Origin of the sequence: Bacillus sp. HMF5848, assembly GCF_003944835.1 — a bacterium.
Classification (GTDB): Bacteria; Bacillota; Bacilli; order Bacillales; family HMF5848; genus HMF5848.
Genome location: NZ_RWIV01000001.1, coordinates 448,871 through 465,291 on the forward strand (window position 1 = coordinate 448,871; position 16,421 = coordinate 465,291).

The following is a 16,421-nucleotide window of genomic DNA, read 5'->3' on the forward strand; positions in this document are numbered from 1 at the left end:
CTATGTTATTCGTTACTAATTTTCACTACCATACGTCCCAACGACTCACCTTTTAAAATTTTTCCTAAAGCTGCTGGTAACTCATCAAATGGTACGACTTGTTTAATAAGATCAAGGGTGTTAGGCTTTAGGTCCGCGCCCATTCGCTCCCACAGAACTTCTCGAATATCCATCGGACAATATACAGAATCAATGCCGAGCAGATTCACGCCGCGAAGGATGAACGGGAATACGGTTGTGGCAACGTCAGCACCACCTGTTAAGCCACTCACAGCAACTGAGCCACCATAATGAATTTTACTTAGTACAGCAGCGAGTGTTTTACCGCCAACAGGGTCCACGGCCCCAGCCCAAAGTTGTGTATCCATTGGCTTAATTTTCTCACCATACACCTCATCGCGATGGATAATGTCTGTAGCACCGATGTTATGTAAATAATCACGCTGGCTGTTTTTGCCGGTACTAGCAACAACATGGTAGCCGCGTTTAGCTAAGATAGAAACAGCAATACTTCCAACGCCACCTGTGGCACCAGTTACGAGCACGGGGCCTTTGTCGTAGGATAGGCCGTTTTCCTCGAGGCGAAGAACAGAGAGGGCTGCTGTGAATCCGGCTGTTCCGAGTGTCATCGCTTCTTCTAGGGTTAAGCCTGTTGGTAGAGGGACTACCCATTCGCTTGGCACTTGAGCTATCTCACTAAATCCACCATAGTGTGATACCCCGATGTCATAGCTTGTTGCAATGACTTCATCGCCTTCACGAAATCTTGGATTTTCAGAGCTAGTAACAATACCGCCAATATCTATGCCTGGCACGAATGGATACGATCGCACCACTTTTCCGTTCGGAATGCTAGCCAGTCCATCTTTGAAGTTCACGCTACTATATAGTACTTTAATGCGTACATCACCTTCAGGTAAATCCGCTACGGTCAGTTGCTTAAAACCGATCGAGAAATCATCGTTTTGCTTATCAACAACAAGTGCCTTAAATGTATCCAAAGTTTTCATCTCCCTTGGTTAAGTGGGGACGGTTCTCGTGCTTCCTTCGATTGGCGAAGGAAGCATGAGAACCGTCCCTATGCTTCCTATCTTAATCATACCGCAAATGATGGTGAGGAGGAAAGTGGCAGACTGGGGACGGTTCTTAAGTTGCCAAGAAGGGTAATTGGGCAGGCTAAGAACCGTCCCCACGCTGCCGGCAGAGCTATTCACATGCTTTCTGCCTATGAAACATTTATAATAGAGTTAACTACTAAGTGTATGGAGATGAATGACACATGATGAACGAGAACCGTCCCCACACTGCCGAGCGTGAGGAGAATGACGGCAGACAAAGAACCGTCCCCATGCATCCGATAATACTGTTTGATGGTGTTTGTAATCTTTGTGAGGGTATTGTTCAATTTATTATAAGACATGATAAGAAGGCTGTGTTTCGTTTCGCGTCGCTGCAGTCCAATATAGGAAGGTCGTTATTGAAGAAGCATAACTTACCAGTGGATGATTTGGATAGCTTTGTTCTTATTGTAAATAATCAAGCATATATAAAATCGACAGCTGCATTGAAGCTAGCTTTGTGGTTAGGTGGAGGTTGGCGTTTAGCGTATGTGGGCATAATGTTACCATCGGTAATTCGTAACCGTATGTATGATTTTGTGGCGCGTAATCGTTACAAGTGGTTTGGGCGTAAGCAAGCGTGTATGATGCCGACACCTGAAATAAAATTAAGATTTTTAGATGAAGAATAAAAAAACGTACATGCCTCTGTATTCCAGCCTACACAATTCCAATGGAAACTTACGTCCTAATCTTCATCGCGTTAGCAACCTCTTCAAACACAAAAAGGCACCTGCAGTAGATTGCAGATGCCAATGGATTTTTTATATTTATAGGATATCCCAGTTTGCCGTCATTCAGTAGGTTAAAAAAACCAGTAAAGTTAGGTGGGTTTCTGCAGCATATGTTCAGCGATCCTTTGATCGTTTTTGAAAAAAGGCGTGGCGTCCAATATGCGATGTAAGAATCCCGAGTGAATCTTAGGTTTTTAACTTTATGTGAATCACGCACAACCGAGAAGGTTATGTCGGGGTTGGTAGTTTGTTAATCCCGATGAGCCGTCAGTTCATTAGGTTAAAAACGCATGAAAGCTAAGTGGGTTTCTGCAGCGCTACTTGTCGCGATCCTCATATAGAGGCCTGGCGTCCATAGCGTCATCTTAGAATCCCTTGATATAAATGTTGGTTTTTAACTTTGTGTGAACTGCGTACACTCGAGAAGCTTGCTTACCTCGTTGACAATTCTTATTTTACATAACTATTCATAGCTTTTAAATAGGGGACTACTGGAAGTGTATCTAAAAATTGCTTACTGACGTACTATCATATAATATGATAAATAGAACTTACAGATGGGGACGGATTCGGTATGAAAAAGGCGAGAATTATATATAATCCTACGTCGGGCCGTGAATTATTTAAAAAACAATTAGCAGATGTGTTAATTCATTTAGAGCGTGGAGGCTATGAAACTAGCTGTCATGCGACAACAGGTGCTGGCGATGCGACACAAGCTGCTATTACAGCAGCTCGTCGTAGCTATGACCTTGTGATTGCAGCGGGAGGGGACGGAACCATTAATGAGGTTATCAATGGCCTCGCAGAGCAACCACATCGCCCGTTGCTTGGTATTATTCCAGTTGGAACAACGAATGACTTTGCGCGTGCGATTGGCGTTCCTCGGACTATAGAGGGAGCTTGCAAGGTTATCACGGAAGGAAAACCCGTTCCGATTGACATTGGCCGTGTGAATGATCAATATTTTATTAACATCGCTGGTGGTGGCCGACTCACGGAACTCACGTATGAAGTGCCAAGTAAACTCAAAACGGTGCTTGGACAGCTAGCTTACTATTTAAAAGGAATGGAGATTTTGCCATCCATTCGCCCGACGCATGTTAAAATTGAGTATGACGGCAAAGAATTTGAAGGCGAAATCATGCTGTTTCTCGTAGCAAATACAAATTCTGTCGGTGGTTTCGAGCGTTTGGCACCAGAGTCATCGCTAAATGACGGAATGTTTGACTTGCTGATTTTGAAAAAAACAAACTTAGCGGATTTTGTAAGAATTGCTTCACTTGCCTTACGTGGGGAGCATATTCATGATCCAAATATTCTTTACACGAAAGCAAACCGTATTAAAGTTCATGCAGAAGATAAAATGCAGCTAAATCTAGATGGTGAATACGGTGGCCTGTTACCAGCCGAGTTTGTAAATTTATATCAGCACATACAAGTGTATGTGCCACATGAGCGCGTAAATGAGTTAATGAAGTAAATGAAAGGGGCACTCGGTAGCGAGGGCTCCTTTTTAGGCTAATAGGATAGTATAAGTGCAACTACAACTCTGTCTACAGCCAATGGGCGAGTTTTCTTTATGTAAGGTTGTAGTGTGTGGGGGTGCTATGCAGAAGTACGCCTCACTATATACAGCCCGTTTTTGCAAAGGCACATTTTATGGTACAATTCTTTTCAGCGATATTAGAGGGACGTGGATACATATGAGCTCGGCAATAGAAAAAAATCAACAATATACTTTAACATTCGAGGATTTAACACATGATGGGGCAGGTGTCGGGAAAATTGACGGCTTTCCTGTGTTTGTCCCAAACGCCTTACCAGGTGAACGAGGTCAAGTGAAAATAATAAAAGTGAAAAAAGGCTACGCCTTCGGTCGCCTCTTACAGCTTGATGAGGAAAGCCCGGATCGTGTCGAGGCTCCTTGTCCAATATATAAGCAATGTGGTGGCTGTCAGCTGCAGCACATGAGTTATGAAGGGCAACTGAAAGCAAAGCATAAACAAGTAGTCGAAGTGCTTGCTCGGATTGGAAAAATAAATGACGTGACCGTACACCAAGTATTGGGCATGAAAGATCCTTGGCGTTACCGCAACAAAGCCCAAGTACCAGTGGCAGATCGTGAAGGCGGACTAGTAGCGGGATTTTACCAAAAGCGCAGCCACGACATTATTGATATGCAGCAATGCTTAATTCAGCAGTCGACAAATGATGAGGTTGTCCAAGTGGTGCGAAGTATTTGTGAAAAATACGGAGTCCGTGCATATGATGAGGCATCGCACCGCGGTGTGTTACGTCACATCATGGCTCGATATGGCGCAGTAACAGGCGAAACAATGGTTGTACTTGTGACAAGAACAGCTGATTTACCTCATAAAAAGAAGATTGTTGAAGAAATTGTAGCGGCGTTGCCACAAGTGAAGTCTGTTGTGCAAAATGTCAACACAAAACGCACGAATGTTATCTTTGGAGATGAAACAAGGGTGCTATGGGGCGAAGAATATATTTACGATTATATTGGCGATATCAAATTTGCCATTTCAGCCCGTTCGTTTTACCAAGTCAATCCTGAACAAACAAAAGTGCTGTACGATAAGGCTTTAGAATATGCTAATTTGAGCGCAGAAGATTCTGTTATAGATGCTTATTGTGGTATCGGTACAATTTCCTTATTTTTAGCGCAACAAGCAAAGCATGTTTACGGAGTAGAAATAGTGCCAGAAGCAATTGAAGACGCGAAAAGAAATGCGGAACTGAACGGATTGGCAGAGCGAGTTACCTTTGAAGTTGGCGAAGCCGAGGCTGTCATCCCAAACTGGTACAAGCAAGGTGTAGGGGCAGATGTCATAGTAGTTGATCCACCTCGCAAAGGCTGCGACGAAGCTCTGTTACAAACAATCATCGACATGAAACCAAAGCGTGTCGTGTATGTATCCTGTAACCCAGCCACCTTGGCCCGTGACTTACGAGTGCTAGAGGATGGAGGATTCAAAACGGTCGAAGTACAGCCGGTCGACATGTTTCCGCATACGACGCACTGCGAAGTCGTAGCAAAACTTGAACTGAAATGAATTAAATAGGCCTTGGCAGTATGGGGACGGTTCTCATACTGCCTTCTGTAATTCCCCTGCATGGAGCTTGTCAATAGTTACTGCTGTAGGAGTAGAGCTCACAACTTCCGCCTTTTTAATATTACTTATTACATTAATTAACTACCGAACAGATATCTAATCAAACGTTTGTTTAGATATTTGTTCGGTTTTTTAATAGATTTTTGTCTAGATGAACTAATGACACGCTAATCTCTTTTTTAAATATCACATTAAATAATATTACAAGCAGTTATGTAATATGTTGGTTAATTCTGCTAGCGCTTTGATACTTTATCCTAGCAGGGATCAGGCCCCAAATCATGTGATATAATTAGTACAACCTAATTGAAAAACTATTTTGATCTAATAAGAAATGGTGGAGGAACAAAACATGCAGTATCTTGTTCAATTTCAAATTAATATTTTTGCATTAATGATTTTGATAGTACTCTATCTATTTATTAGAATGAGATCAAAAATAGAGAGTTTTGGTAAAATGCTATTGAGGATGATTTTGATAGCAAGTGCGGTTGCAATCGTCATAGAACCTTTAACCTGGATATTTGATGGGATGCAATTCGTTGGTGCATTTTTTCTTGAGTATCTTACTAATTTTATTTTGTTTATGATGGGACCTCTATTAGGTGGTTTAATGTTAGCATATGTTGATTATTGTATTTTTAAGGATCCAAAACGTATATTGAAGAGAAGGTTTTATCAGGATGTGAGTATTCTCACTTTTGCAGCCTTAATTGTTAATATATTTTATCCGTTTTATTTTCACGTAAATCCTGTTACGAACAGTTTTAGTAGTGGAGAGTATAAATGGATTCATTATGTAGTTCTCGCAAGTCTATATATCTACATGTTATTCTTTGTAATAAAGAATAGAAAAAGAACTAAACTTTATATTGTGAGTATATTTGTATTGTTTTTTATGCTGCCTATCATTGGAATGCTAGTTCAGTTAATTGATTCAAAATTATATTTTTCATGGACATCCATTGTATTGGGGATTTTGGTAGCGTATATTTTTTTAGAAACTTCATCGACTGAGGTAGACTATCTAACCAAAGTATACAATCGACATAGTTATGAATCATATTTAAAACACCTAATAGAAACGGATAAAAAATTTGCCGTAATTTTTATTGATATAGATAAATTTAAAGATATAAATGATCAACATGGGCACGACATTGGAGATCAAGTACTCATAGTGTTTGCTCAAGTTTTGGGAAAAGTGTTTCATTCTAATTCTTTAGTTTTCAGGCTTGGGGGAGATGAATTTATTGTCGTGGTGGAATCTACGGATACAAATGCGGATTATTACATCTCGAAAATTCAAGCTCTTCTAAAAGATAATCCTTTAAAGTATATGAACCAACTTAGATTTAGTTATGGGTGCCAACAATATTCAGAAAAAATGACCATTGATGAATTATACATTAAAGTAGATAAAGAAATGTATGCAAACAAACATACTGACAGAATAGGGTGAAGGATTGATGTCTCCATTAGATTCTGACACAATGCCCTCCTAAGAGCGGTGTAATAATCCATGTCCTTGTGGTATTGGAAACAAGTATACTAGTACCGCAACGCAAAATTATTATTTCGCGTTTCATTATCATAATTCTATATCAAAACGCATTGCGAAGTTGTAGCAACACTTGAACTGAAATGAAATAAATAGACCTTGGCAGTATGGGAATGATTCTCATACTGCTATTTTTTGTATCATCACAATCAATATAAAGGCTCTAAAATTTATTAGGTGATGACCGAACAACGTTATTTTTCATTTTTACATTTTTAATAAACATTCTCAAAGACTAACTAAGTTCGCAGTACCCTATTACTCAATTAAAGAAATAAATGGTAAAATTAGGTGGTGAACTAATAGTATTAAAAGCAAATATGGAGGTTTTTATATTGAAGCAATTGATAGGAAATATAGTTGAATTTAGGGATGAACGAGGGTGGAAACCGTATCATAACGAGAAAGACTTGGCTATATCAATTTCATTGGAAGCGAACGAACTACTAGAGAACTTTCAATGGAAAAGTAGTGAAGAAGCAATACAATCATCAGCCCAAAATATTAAAGAAGAAATGGCAGATATTCTAATATATCTTTTACAGTTAGCGGACAAAATGGAAGTTGATTTGGAAGAAGAAGTACATAAGAAAATGGAGAAAAATGCACTGAAATATCCTGTAAATATAAGTAAGTAGATTTAAAAAGTCTTTGCAAAAATTTGTCATGGTGGGGTGCAGGCAAGATACTTGGTTGCATTTTTATATGCTTGCATAACTATACTTCTAATCTTAGGGAAAAATGGAAATGTAAATATAACGTGTTTAACTATATCCATTTTAAGCTGAATAAATCAGTTGTAATTATCTGGCTATCAATATCTGTGAGAATTAGTTGTATGATAACTTTGCTAGCACTTTGATACTTTATCCTAGCAGGGTTAAGGCACCTTAATCTTTTTAATACTTTGTACAAAATATTAATCTTTTAGATAATACGTAGAATATAAAGTTCCTCTGCCATAAGTTACAACGTGGTTAGGGAATTTTTCTATTTGAAATTTTTCAATTCATGTGAGATATAATTATTATTAATCAATTCATAGAAAATATAAATTAATAGCGGTAAAACTAGCTGTTAAATAGGAATTTGTCTCGAAGATAATGAGCATTTGTTCTTGTAGGCGCATTGAAACAGAACTACAGAAAATTTATATTATACGAGGAGAAAGAGAATGAGGGAGTTTAATATCGGCTCAATCGTGCCATTTGGCGGTTATCATTGGCGCATTCTTGATGTACAAGGTAATGCGGCCTTGATTATAACTGAATATATGATCGAACAACACCCCTATAATAATTGCGCTGGTGATGTGACATGGGCTGACTGCTCGCTAAGAAAATATCTTAATGGTGAGTTTTATAACAATTTCACCGCGGCCGAACAGTCAAGAATCATTGCGGTATTGAACAAAAACCACGACAATCAGTGGTACGGTTCAAGAGGAGGAGAAGATACTCGGGATTACATATTTCTTCTAAGTATTGAAGAAGTAGTGTGTAAATATTTCGGTGACAGCAGTAAAAACCTTGAAAACCGCAGCGCCAAACAACGATACTGGTTTCAAAGGAAAGACAAAAACAACAACAACCGAAGATCGACATTCGATGGGTATGTATGGTGGTGGTGGCTTCGGTCACCCGGGCGTGACAATAGAAGAGCCGTATATATCCACGGCGACGGCAATATAGGCATTCAGGGAAACGGCACCTTCCGCTATAGCAGCAACACGATTCACCCTTCAACAGGCGATAACAGCGGCGGTGTCCGTCCCGCTTTGTGGCTAAAACTCGAATTGTAAATCTTTAATCACTTTTAAAAGTGATTTGACTATAATTACAGCATGAAAAAATAAATTTAAAAATGGAGAAATTTGAAATGAGCAAATATGAAAATGCAATGAAACTTATGGAGGAACGTTGCGGAAATGGCAAAGAGGAGGTTATTGCCCTTGCGACAATATCACTATCTTCAAACGCTACTGGTAATCCTCGTCCTGCTGTCCGTATGGTATGCGCTTATTATGAAGACGGCGTATTTTATGTTTCTACGGACGCAAGAAAAAATAAAATGTTGCAAATTGAGAAGAACAACGAGGTTTCCGTGGGTGGTTTAGGTTGGTACTCTTTCCAAGGTACGGCTGAAAATCTCGGTTGGGTCAAGTACGAGAAGAATGCGGAAATCAGAGCGAAATTTAAAAAAGTTTTCGATTGGTTCGATGAAGTTGGTGACGAAGACAATCCGAACTCAATCGTTTTACGTATCTCCCTCACAGAGGGTACGATTACTGACAATGAAAGAAAATACGGGGAGCATCAGTATGAAATTGATTTTATGAATAAAACGGCGAAATAAATCCGTAAACAATAAGCAGTTTCTAACTTAGTTTTCTGAATCCAACATTAAGCAGTTTATTGTTGGGTTTTGGCGTATTTGAAAGGTGTTTAAAAAAGTTTAGTCTATTACTTGACACAAGCCTATGATGAAATTGGATTATTAAAACCTGTAAAGGCCGATTTATTTATAGGATATAGAATGTATTCTGCAGAGCGGGGACGGTTCTCATGCTGCCATCTGCAGTTCCCTAGTGCTATTCATGTATCTATTGTTGCAGGAGTAGAGCTCACAACTTCCGCTTTTTGAGATATTACTTCATTACATTAAATAACCACCGAACAGATATCTAATCAAACGTTTGTTTAGATATTTGTTCGGTTTTTTATGTTCCCTCAGACGAATGGTCCAGGGTATTTTGATAATTTGTGATATCACTCTGCTAGCACTTTGATACTTTATCCTAGCGGGGGACAGGCACTTTTAATCCGCTTCAGGTCTGCCACTAAAATTATTACTTTCTACTATTACTTTTGCACAATCTCTAGCACCATTTTCAGTAGCGATATGTTTTGCTAACGTTTTTGCATTTTGCACCATTTTTTCTTGTAAGGCATATTGAATGGCATTTGCGAGATTGTCAGATGTAAGTGATTTGATAGGAATGGGTTTTGAACCTACACCTAAGTCATAAGCTTTATGTGCCCAAGCGTGTTGATCGTTTGCAAAGGGTACGATAATGCTAGGAACACCTGCTTTAAATCCTGCAGCGGTTGTTCCAGCTCCTCCGTGGTGACATACAGCAGCGACTCTTTCGAAGAGCCATGTATGTGGTATGCTGTTAATTGCAATTATATTTTCAGGTAGGTTATGAATTTTGCCCATTCCACTGATTATTCCGCGTCTACCACGCTTGGCAAGAGCATCAACTATTATTGAAGTGAGAGCTTCTTTCTGATCATCATGGAATACACTTCCGAATCCTATATAAATAGGCTTGTCTCCCGAATGTAAAAAGTCATCTAACTCTTTGCTAGCCGTATAATTCATTTCTTCTTCAACAAACCAATACCCATATTGGTGTATGTTTTCATTCCAATCATTAGGTCTTTTAAATACATAATTGCTGCAAGAAATGACCGCGGGTTGTCTATTGTCAGTGTGTCTTTCATAAGGTCGTCCGTAGTTTTCAGGTAAGCTCCCGAACTCTTTTTTCCAAAACCCTTTGACTGAATCCTTTGAAGCTAACCACAGCATACCTTGCAGCATATAGTAGCTAATTATGTTCGTAATCGGAGTAGATTTCATTCTTCCATATTGAATAACTGAAGTTTGTTCTTTTGTTTTATGCATCGGGAATGGAGAAGCTAAGATAGAAGGAATACCTAGCTTCTCAGCTGCAAAGTAACCTAGTGTAACACCTGGATGGTAAATGATTAACTCACTGCCCTTACAAGATTCATAGTATTCATTTGCTATACTAACGCCATATTTTTTCATCTTATTAAATGTAAGGAGCATTTTTAAGGGGTTATCGGCGTGTTGTGCTTCCTTTAGCATCTTTTCATCAACGTTAAGAGTTTTATGGTCCGCTTGAATAGAATAATAATCGATGCCATAGCCTTTTACGAAACCTTCCATATCTCTAAGACCTAAGACCAGTAATACGCACCTTTTTACCTAACTTCTTAAGCTCTTGGGCAAGCGCGATATATGGTTGAAAGTCTCCGCGAGATCCAGCACACAGAATTGTAATCATCATTTTCATCCTCCGTTTGTTTAATCCAACAACTTGTTGTATGATTAAAGTATAGAGGTCATTTTTCATATCAACAACCAACAATACAATAGCAAATGTCGGATTTTATAGGGGGTGAAATTTTGAAAAAGCAACCCGAAGTAACTGCGCAGACGAAGCAAAATTTAATCGATGCCTTTTGGTCTTTATATTGTGAAAAAAGAATAGAGAAAATAACGGTAAAGGAAATTACGCAAAAAGCAGGTTATAATCGCGGGACCTTTTATGAGTATTTTACAGATATATACGATGTTCTTGAGCAAATAGAAGATTCCTTAATTCCTACAATAAATGAACTACCCCCTATTTCTTTTGGAGATATAAATATGGGTATTCCAATTGATATGTTCATGAAGCTATTTGAGAAAAATAGCAAATATTATTCTGTTTTGCTAGGTGATAATGGTGACCCTGCTTTTTCAAGCAAGCTTAAAAATTCAACAAAACCGATCCTTAAACAAGCATTTGCGGAAAAGTATGAAGGTAATCAGGAAGAATTTGATTTTGTTTTGGAGTATGTATTGTCAGCCATGGTAGGTATTATGAGTTATTGGTTTAGACATGATAAATCTATGACAGCAGAGGACTTAATGACCTTAATGCAGGATCTAATGGAGAATGGCGTAATGAAACACTTATCAAAATAATAGAAGAAATATATAGGCAGGGTGGGGACGGTTCTAATGCTGCCTTCTTTAGATTCCTAGCGCTATTGATGTATTTATTCCGTTGGATTAGAGTTCACAACCGTCGTCTTTTGACATGCTAATTATTCCATTTATTAACTACCGAACAGATATCTAATCAAACGTTTGTTTAGATATTTGTTCGGTTTTTTTTTATATAGCTCTTTGCTCTAGATGAACTAATTACGCACTGATCGTTTATTTAGTCTGCATTTTAACTATAATCCCTCTAGCGCCCTACTGGACATGCCACACTTCTACGTTCGTATCTTTAATCCCTAAATCGCCGTTTAATGAATACAGAAAAACGCGAAAGTAGAGGTCCGTGTGTGGATCTCTGCTTTTGTAATTTGGGATTAAATATAGAAATCCTTCGAATAAACAGTTCGAGGGATTTTTTTCTGCTAGCACTTTGATACTTTATCCTAGCAGGGGACAGGCACCTTTTAGAGGCGCCTTTTTAAGCTTACTTGTGTTTTGTTTTACTCGTTGTGTTTTTCTCGATTAGAGTTGCAGGGATGAGGCTCTCGATCCGGTCGTAATTGTCTATCGAATCCACTGCAATCTTTGTCATCAAGTTGATGTTCTGAGCAATGGACGTGATCGGTATTGTCGACATGGAAGATATCGGGGCATTATCATAGCCAACGATTTCTATCTGTTCAGGTATTTTGACATGGTTAATTAGACAAACCTTTTCGAGCAGGTTGGCGATGTTGTCGTTTGAACAGAAGATACCAATCTTTTTGTTGGAATAAGAAGCAGTAATTGAATTGAATATCTTTGTCATCTTCTCAAAAGCGATGTCGCTGAATGGGTTTGTCAGATCAGGTTCAATAATCTTTTCATATGGCTGGTTCTGAAGTAGGAGCTCGAATCCTAGAATTCTTTTATAAGAAGGCCAATCCATATGAAGTCCATTATTGATATGAACGAATGCATCGCAACCGTTCTTGATAAGCAGTTCGGCAGCTAGTCTTCCACCAGTGAAATTGTCAGAGTTGATCTGTTTATAGTTCCCTCCGGTCCGTTCGATAGTGACAACAGGGAGGGGCAGCTCTTCGATCTCTGCAGGTGAGAGCATATGAGAGAGCAAGATCAAACCTCGGATTCTGTAGGACATTAGAGAATTAATAAGGTTCTTCTCCTCCTCCGCAGAGGTATCGGATGTATAAACTATGACATTATAGTCTTTTTCTTTGCAGTAATTGATGGTGCTATAGAGAAACTCACTGTAAAAGGAAAGGTGAAGGCTCGGTAAAATGATGCCGATAAGGTTAGATTCACCGGTTGATAGCATTTTTGCAAAGTTATCCCTTGTGTAATTTAGTGTTTTAATCGATTCTTCGATGCGTTCTTTAGTCTTGTGAGATATCTTCTCCGGATTGTTAAAGTATCTTGAGACTGTTGTTATGGATACGCCGGCAAGATCGGCGATATTTTCTAATTTAACACGGTTCATGTTCTTATCCTCCTCTTGATATGTTAATTATAGCATATTGTTGAAAGATAAAACAGTCAATTTATGAAAAATATTTTCATTAAAAATACAAAAGTAGTGATTTATTATTTTCATAACATATTGATTGATGAAATTTGCAGTCGTCAGATAGTGCGTTGTAAATCGCAGTGTAAAGCCTTAAATAGCGGTAGGTACATATGAATTTTATTTTCGGATCCATTATATCATCATATTTTTATAGTTTCATTTTGAAAAATAATTATGAAAGCGCTTGACATTTAATATTTTCAGTGATAAAGTTTGTATTGTAAAGGAAAACAAGACCTTATGGGCTCTTAGTTGAGGAGGAGAATATAAATATGAAAAAATTATTATTTTCATTATTAACATTGTTTCTATTAGTTGGAATGACGGCTTGTGGTTCTTCAGAATCTTCAAGTAAAGACGCAGGTAAAGACGCAAGTAAAGATGTAACTTTAACTATTTTAGTAGAAGCAGGAAGCCCTGGTGAAATGGTGGCTAAAGAAACAAAAGCAGAGTTTGAGGCTGCTAACCCTGGTGTAACGCTTGTGGTAGATGCAGTACCGTATTCTGGTATTTACGATAAATTAAGTACAGAAATTAAATCAGGCAATATTATTCATGATGTTGCTACACTAGATGTATTATGGTTATCAGCATTTAAAAATGGTATTGAACCATTAAATTCATACGTAACCGATGAAATGACTGCTGACTTTTTACCAACTATGTTAAACGGGGCAACATTAGATGGAGAATTATTAGGTATGCCGATGTGGATCAATTCAAAAGTGTTAATGTATCGCACAAGTTTATTTGAAGACGCTGATAATCAAAGTAAATTCAAAACTGAATATGGATATGATCTACAAGTACCTACTACATGGGAAGAATATCTTGATGTTGCAGCATTTTTTACAGACGCTGATAGTAACTTCTTTGGTACTGCAGTATACGGTGCTAATAATGGGGATACAGTTTGTTCTTGGTTAGACCATGCTGCACAAGCTGGAGCGGGACCACTTGTGTTAGATGGTGATAATGTATTAATTGATGAACAAGCATATGTTGATGCAGCTAATTTTATGAAAGAACAATTTGACGCTGGAAATGTTCCAGTAGATTCACTATCAAATGCATCAGGTGAAGTAATTAATTACTTTACAAATGGTCAACTAGCAATGATGTTAAATTGGTCACATTTTTATCCAATGGCTAAAGAAAAATTAGGTGGAGATGTCAGTGTCGCTCCTATGATTGGGGGAAGTGCTGGTGTTGGTGCAACAACGGGTCCTTGGTATCAATCAGTATTGAAAGATTCCGAAAATAAAGATATTGCAATTGAATATGTCAAATTTATGTATGACCATAATGGCGATTACATGGAAGCGGCTCTTAAAATTGCTGGTAGAGAATCAGTATATAAAGAGTATTCTAAAGTTGATGGTAATGAGCATTTATCAGCAGTTTTATTGACTTTAGAATCTCCTGCATCTGGAAACAGACCAAATACACCTTATTGGACTGAAATTGAGCAAGTATTGGCTGATGCTGTACATGATGTGATTGCTGGTGATATATCTGCAGAGAATTCTATGGCACAAGCAAAAGCAGAAATTGAAAAAATCATTAATAGAAATAAAAAGTAATCCAATGTATATGGTGCAACTAATTGTTGTCACCATATATTTATTTAAGGAGAAATAAGTATGAGATTAATTTCGAGAAAAACATTAGCATTATTTTTCTTGCCTGGTGCGATTTTTATGGTGATGTTTTTGATTTACCCGATTATAAAAATGGCTTTTGATAGTTTTTATGAATTTGATATTTATACTAATACTAAAAGTTTTGTTGGTTTTGAAAACTATGTAGCAGCTTTTACCCAGCCTGACTTTCTTGAACCGTTAAAAAACACTCTAATATATGTAATTGCAGCTGTTACATTTGAAACAATAATAGGATTGCTTATAGCGTTAGTAGTAGAAATTGAATTCAAGGGAAGTAAAATCATTAGATCACTGTTATTATCACCTCTTATGATTGCGCCGTTAATTGCTGGTCTAACATGGAGGTTAATGTTTAATTCAAATTTTGGGATTATTAATGAGATTTTAAAAAATATAGGAATACTTGATAGGTCGGATACCATAACTTGGCTCGCGGATAAAAACTTAGCGTTGGCAGCGACCATCGTTGCTGATATATGGTTGACTGTGCCGTTTATGATGCTAATGTGTTTAGCTGGTTTGCAAAGTATAGATAAAAGTATGATAGAAGCTGCGAAAATTGATGGTGCAAACTTTTTTCAAATATTGTTCAGTATAAAAATTCCAGCTATGAAAGCTATTCTACTTACAGCGATTGCAGTAAGAACGATTGATGCTGCTAGAACGTTTGACATAGTGTATGTAATGGCCGAGGAACAAGTTGACTTACTAAGTACTGTCATATATAAAACATTGGTTAAATATCATCACACTGGCTATGCATCTGCAATGGCGCTCATATTTATTGCAATACTTGTTGTTTTCACTTTAGTATTCTTGCAAAATCTATGGCGTCCTTCAAAGAAAGTGTAGGTGTAAGACTATGAAAAATAAAAAAAATACTAATTATGCATTGATTATACTAGCCGTAGCCGTGTTAGTAATATGGTTATTTCCTTATTTATATCTAGTTTCATCTGCTTTTAAACCGAGTGGGGAAGTATTTTCAACTCCCGTGAAATTTTTCCCATCAAGAATTTCACTTGAGAACTTTGTTGCTATGTTTGAAAGAATGCCGTTCTTTAAATATTTGGGGAATAGCATTATTGCTGCCGTATGTTCTACTGCTATAGCCGTTTTTTTAGGGTCGCTATCAGCCTATGCGATAGCAAGAACTTCAGGGCAAAAATTATCTGTACTACTTCTGGTGATGGTGTTGGTTATGAAAATGATACCAACCTCGAGTATAGCAGTGCCAATTTATGAAATAATTATGAATTTTAAATTGTATGATACGAGAATAGCGCTAATTATTGTGTATGCAGCTATTAACATGCCATTCGTAATTTGGATGATGATAAGCTTTTATTCCAATATTCCTATAGAGCTTGATGAAGCAGCGGCCATTGATGGTGCTAGTAACTTTACAACATTTAGAACGGTTGTATTGCCGATTGTTATGCCAGGTATTGCTTCTGCATCCATTTTCACATTGTTTTTAGCGCTGAATGATTTCTTGGTTTCTTTATTACTTACAAGTGTAAATGCAAAAACATTTACTGTTGCCATAAGTGAATTTGTAAACTCTTACAATTATGACTTAGGACCGATGATGGCTGGAGCATTCTTATTCAGTTTTCCAGTCATAATTATATCTATAGTTGCTCAAAAATATATAGTAAGTGGGATGACATCAGGTTCAATCAAATAAAGGATTACAGAGGAAGCAATGGATAAATTTAATCTGGCCAGCAGCTTTGTTAGTCTTTATAAAAAACGACTCTTTGTCTTGACTACCGAAGTGATTTCCTTTGGCTCGAATCTTAGGGAACTGTTGTAGACTGAACTCGAGGATGCGAGAAAA

15 protein-coding genes and 1 other RNA gene are annotated in these 16,421 nt (G+C 37.7%); 11 read left to right on the forward strand and 5 right to left on the reverse strand.

All coding sequences use genetic code 11. The features are described 5' to 3' along the window. Nucleotides 1-5 precede the first annotated feature (5 nt). Nucleotides 6-1,010 (reverse strand): NADPH:quinone oxidoreductase family protein, encoded by a 1,005-nt coding sequence (locus EJF36_RS02190; RefSeq protein WP_221760708.1) that lies wholly within the window; start codon nt 1,008-1,010, stop codon nt 6-8. Between the two features lie 338 nt (nt 1,011-1,348). Here EJF36_RS02190 and EJF36_RS02195 point away from each other — a divergent pair, with 338 nt between their 5' ends. Continuing rightward, nucleotides 1,349-1,750 carry a thiol-disulfide oxidoreductase DCC family protein gene (locus EJF36_RS02195; protein ID WP_125908232.1) on the forward strand — a complete coding sequence of 134 codons (402 nt, stop codon included), beginning with the start codon at nt 1,349-1,351 and terminating at the stop codon, nt 1,748-1,750. 142 nt (nt 1,751-1,892) lie between these two features. Here the strand turns inward: EJF36_RS02195 and ssrS are convergent. Further along, nucleotides 1,893-2,082, reverse strand: a non-coding RNA gene (gene ssrS / locus EJF36_RS02200) — 6S RNA. A gap of 344 nt (nt 2,083-2,426) precedes the next feature. Here ssrS and EJF36_RS02205 point away from each other — a divergent pair. From EJF36_RS02205 to EJF36_RS02230, 6 genes are all read left to right on the forward strand, one after another. Continuing rightward, the gene (locus EJF36_RS02205) at nt 2,427-3,335 is read left to right on the forward strand and encodes a diacylglycerol kinase (protein ID WP_125904799.1); all 909 of its coding nucleotides are present in this window, start codon (nt 2,427-2,429) and stop codon (nt 3,333-3,335) included. A gap of 223 nt (nt 3,336-3,558) precedes the next feature. Further along, on the forward strand, nt 3,559-4,926 hold the full coding sequence (gene rlmD, locus EJF36_RS02210; protein WP_125904800.1) for a 23S rRNA (uracil(1939)-C(5))-methyltransferase RlmD: 1,368 nt from the start codon (nt 3,559-3,561) through the stop codon (nt 4,924-4,926). A 412-nt stretch (nt 4,927-5,338) separates the two neighbouring features. Continuing rightward, nucleotides 5,339-6,448 carry a GGDEF domain-containing protein gene (locus EJF36_RS02215; RefSeq protein ID WP_125904801.1) on the forward strand — a complete coding sequence of 370 codons (1,110 nt, stop codon included), beginning with the start codon at nt 5,339-5,341 and terminating at the stop codon, nt 6,446-6,448. 419 nt (nt 6,449-6,867) lie between these two features. Further along, nucleotides 6,868-7,185: a nucleotide pyrophosphohydrolase gene (locus tag EJF36_RS02220; RefSeq protein WP_125908233.1), complete on the forward strand. Its 318-nt coding sequence runs from the start codon at nt 6,868-6,870 to the stop codon at nt 7,183-7,185. 536 nt (nt 7,186-7,721) lie between these two features. Continuing rightward, on the forward strand, nt 7,722-8,348 hold the full coding sequence (locus tag EJF36_RS02225; RefSeq protein WP_125904802.1) for a DUF6273 domain-containing protein: 627 nt from the start codon (nt 7,722-7,724) through the stop codon (nt 8,346-8,348). A gap of 77 nt (nt 8,349-8,425) precedes the next feature. After that, nucleotides 8,426-8,902: a pyridoxamine 5'-phosphate oxidase family protein gene (locus EJF36_RS02230; protein ID WP_125904803.1), complete on the forward strand. Its 477-nt coding sequence runs from the start codon at nt 8,426-8,428 to the stop codon at nt 8,900-8,902. 462 nt (nt 8,903-9,364) lie between these two features. Here the strand turns inward: EJF36_RS02230 and EJF36_RS02235 are convergent, their stop codons facing one another. Then, complete coding sequence (locus EJF36_RS02235) at nt 9,365-10,522, reverse strand: glycosyltransferase (protein WP_125904804.1); 1,158 nt, start codon at nt 10,520-10,522, stop codon at nt 9,365-9,367. Between the two features lie 4 nt (nt 10,523-10,526). Beyond that, the gene (locus EJF36_RS21385; RefSeq protein ID WP_185806789.1) at nt 10,527-10,643 is read right to left on the reverse strand and encodes a glycosyltransferase; all 117 of its coding nucleotides are present in this window, start codon (nt 10,641-10,643) and stop codon (nt 10,527-10,529) included. Between the two features lie 119 nt (nt 10,644-10,762). On the opposite strand from EJF36_RS21385, the gene EJF36_RS02245 reads away from it, so the two are divergent. Then, nucleotides 10,763-11,326, forward strand: coding sequence for a TetR/AcrR family transcriptional regulator (locus EJF36_RS02245; protein WP_125904806.1), 564 nt, complete (start codon nt 10,763-10,765; stop codon nt 11,324-11,326). A gap of 505 nt (nt 11,327-11,831) precedes the next feature. Here EJF36_RS02245 and EJF36_RS02250 read toward each other — a convergent pair. Continuing rightward, nucleotides 11,832-12,827 carry a LacI family DNA-binding transcriptional regulator gene (locus tag EJF36_RS02250; RefSeq protein WP_125904807.1) on the reverse strand — a complete coding sequence of 332 codons (996 nt, stop codon included), beginning with the start codon at nt 12,825-12,827 and terminating at the stop codon, nt 11,832-11,834. Nucleotides 12,828-13,186: 359 nt separating this feature from the next. Here EJF36_RS02250 and EJF36_RS02255 point away from each other — a divergent pair, with 359 nt between their 5' ends. From EJF36_RS02255 to EJF36_RS02265, 3 genes are read left to right on the forward strand one after another with little or no spacing between them, the layout of a single operon-like run. Next, nucleotides 13,187-14,497, forward strand: a complete 1,311-nt coding sequence (locus tag EJF36_RS02255; protein WP_125904808.1) for an extracellular solute-binding protein — start codon at nt 13,187-13,189, stop codon at nt 14,495-14,497. Between the two features lie 60 nt (nt 14,498-14,557). Continuing rightward, nucleotides 14,558-15,430: a carbohydrate ABC transporter permease gene (locus EJF36_RS02260; RefSeq protein WP_125904809.1), complete on the forward strand. Its 873-nt coding sequence runs from the start codon at nt 14,558-14,560 to the stop codon at nt 15,428-15,430. A gap of 10 nt (nt 15,431-15,440) precedes the next feature. Further along, nucleotides 15,441-16,268 (forward strand): carbohydrate ABC transporter permease, encoded by an 828-nt coding sequence (locus EJF36_RS02265; protein WP_125904810.1) that lies wholly within the window; start codon nt 15,441-15,443, stop codon nt 16,266-16,268. Nucleotides 16,269-16,421: the final 153 nt, after the last annotated feature.

Excerpts from the sequence above, each read along its gene's own strand:
- EJF36_RS02190 (WP_221760708.1), bottom strand. The coding sequence starts at position 1,010 with ATGAAAACTTTGGATACATTTAAGGCACTTGTTGTTGATAAGCAAAAC.
- EJF36_RS21385 (WP_185806789.1), bottom strand. The coding sequence starts at position 10,643 with ATGATGATTACAATTCTGTGTGCTGGATCTCGCGGAGACTTTCAACCA.
- rlmD (WP_125904800.1), top strand. The coding sequence starts at position 3,559 with ATGAGCTCGGCAATAGAAAAAAATCAACAATATACTTTAACATTCGAG.
- EJF36_RS02235 (WP_125904804.1), bottom strand. The coding sequence starts at position 10,522 with ATGGAAGGTTTCGTAAAAGGCTATGGCATCGATTATTATTCTATTCAA.
- EJF36_RS02260 (WP_125904809.1), top strand. The coding sequence starts at position 14,558 with ATGAGATTAATTTCGAGAAAAACATTAGCATTATTTTTCTTGCCTGGT.
- EJF36_RS02195 (WP_125908232.1), top strand. The coding sequence starts at position 1,349 with ATGCATCCGATAATACTGTTTGATGGTGTTTGTAATCTTTGTGAGGGT.
- EJF36_RS02215 (WP_125904801.1), top strand. The coding sequence starts at position 5,339 with ATGCAGTATCTTGTTCAATTTCAAATTAATATTTTTGCATTAATGATT.
- EJF36_RS02230 (WP_125904803.1), top strand. The coding sequence starts at position 8,426 with ATGAGCAAATATGAAAATGCAATGAAACTTATGGAGGAACGTTGCGGA.
- EJF36_RS02265 (WP_125904810.1), top strand. The coding sequence starts at position 15,441 with ATGAAAAATAAAAAAAATACTAATTATGCATTGATTATACTAGCCGTA.
- EJF36_RS02225 (WP_125904802.1), top strand. The coding sequence starts at position 7,722 with ATGAGGGAGTTTAATATCGGCTCAATCGTGCCATTTGGCGGTTATCAT.
- EJF36_RS02255 (WP_125904808.1), top strand. The coding sequence starts at position 13,187 with ATGAAAAAATTATTATTTTCATTATTAACATTGTTTCTATTAGTTGGA.
- EJF36_RS02250 (WP_125904807.1), bottom strand. The coding sequence starts at position 12,827 with ATGAACCGTGTTAAATTAGAAAATATCGCCGATCTTGCCGGCGTATCC.
- EJF36_RS02220 (WP_125908233.1), top strand. The coding sequence starts at position 6,868 with ATGGAGGTTTTTATATTGAAGCAATTGATAGGAAATATAGTTGAATTT.
- EJF36_RS02205 (WP_125904799.1), top strand. The coding sequence starts at position 2,427 with ATGAAAAAGGCGAGAATTATATATAATCCTACGTCGGGCCGTGAATTA.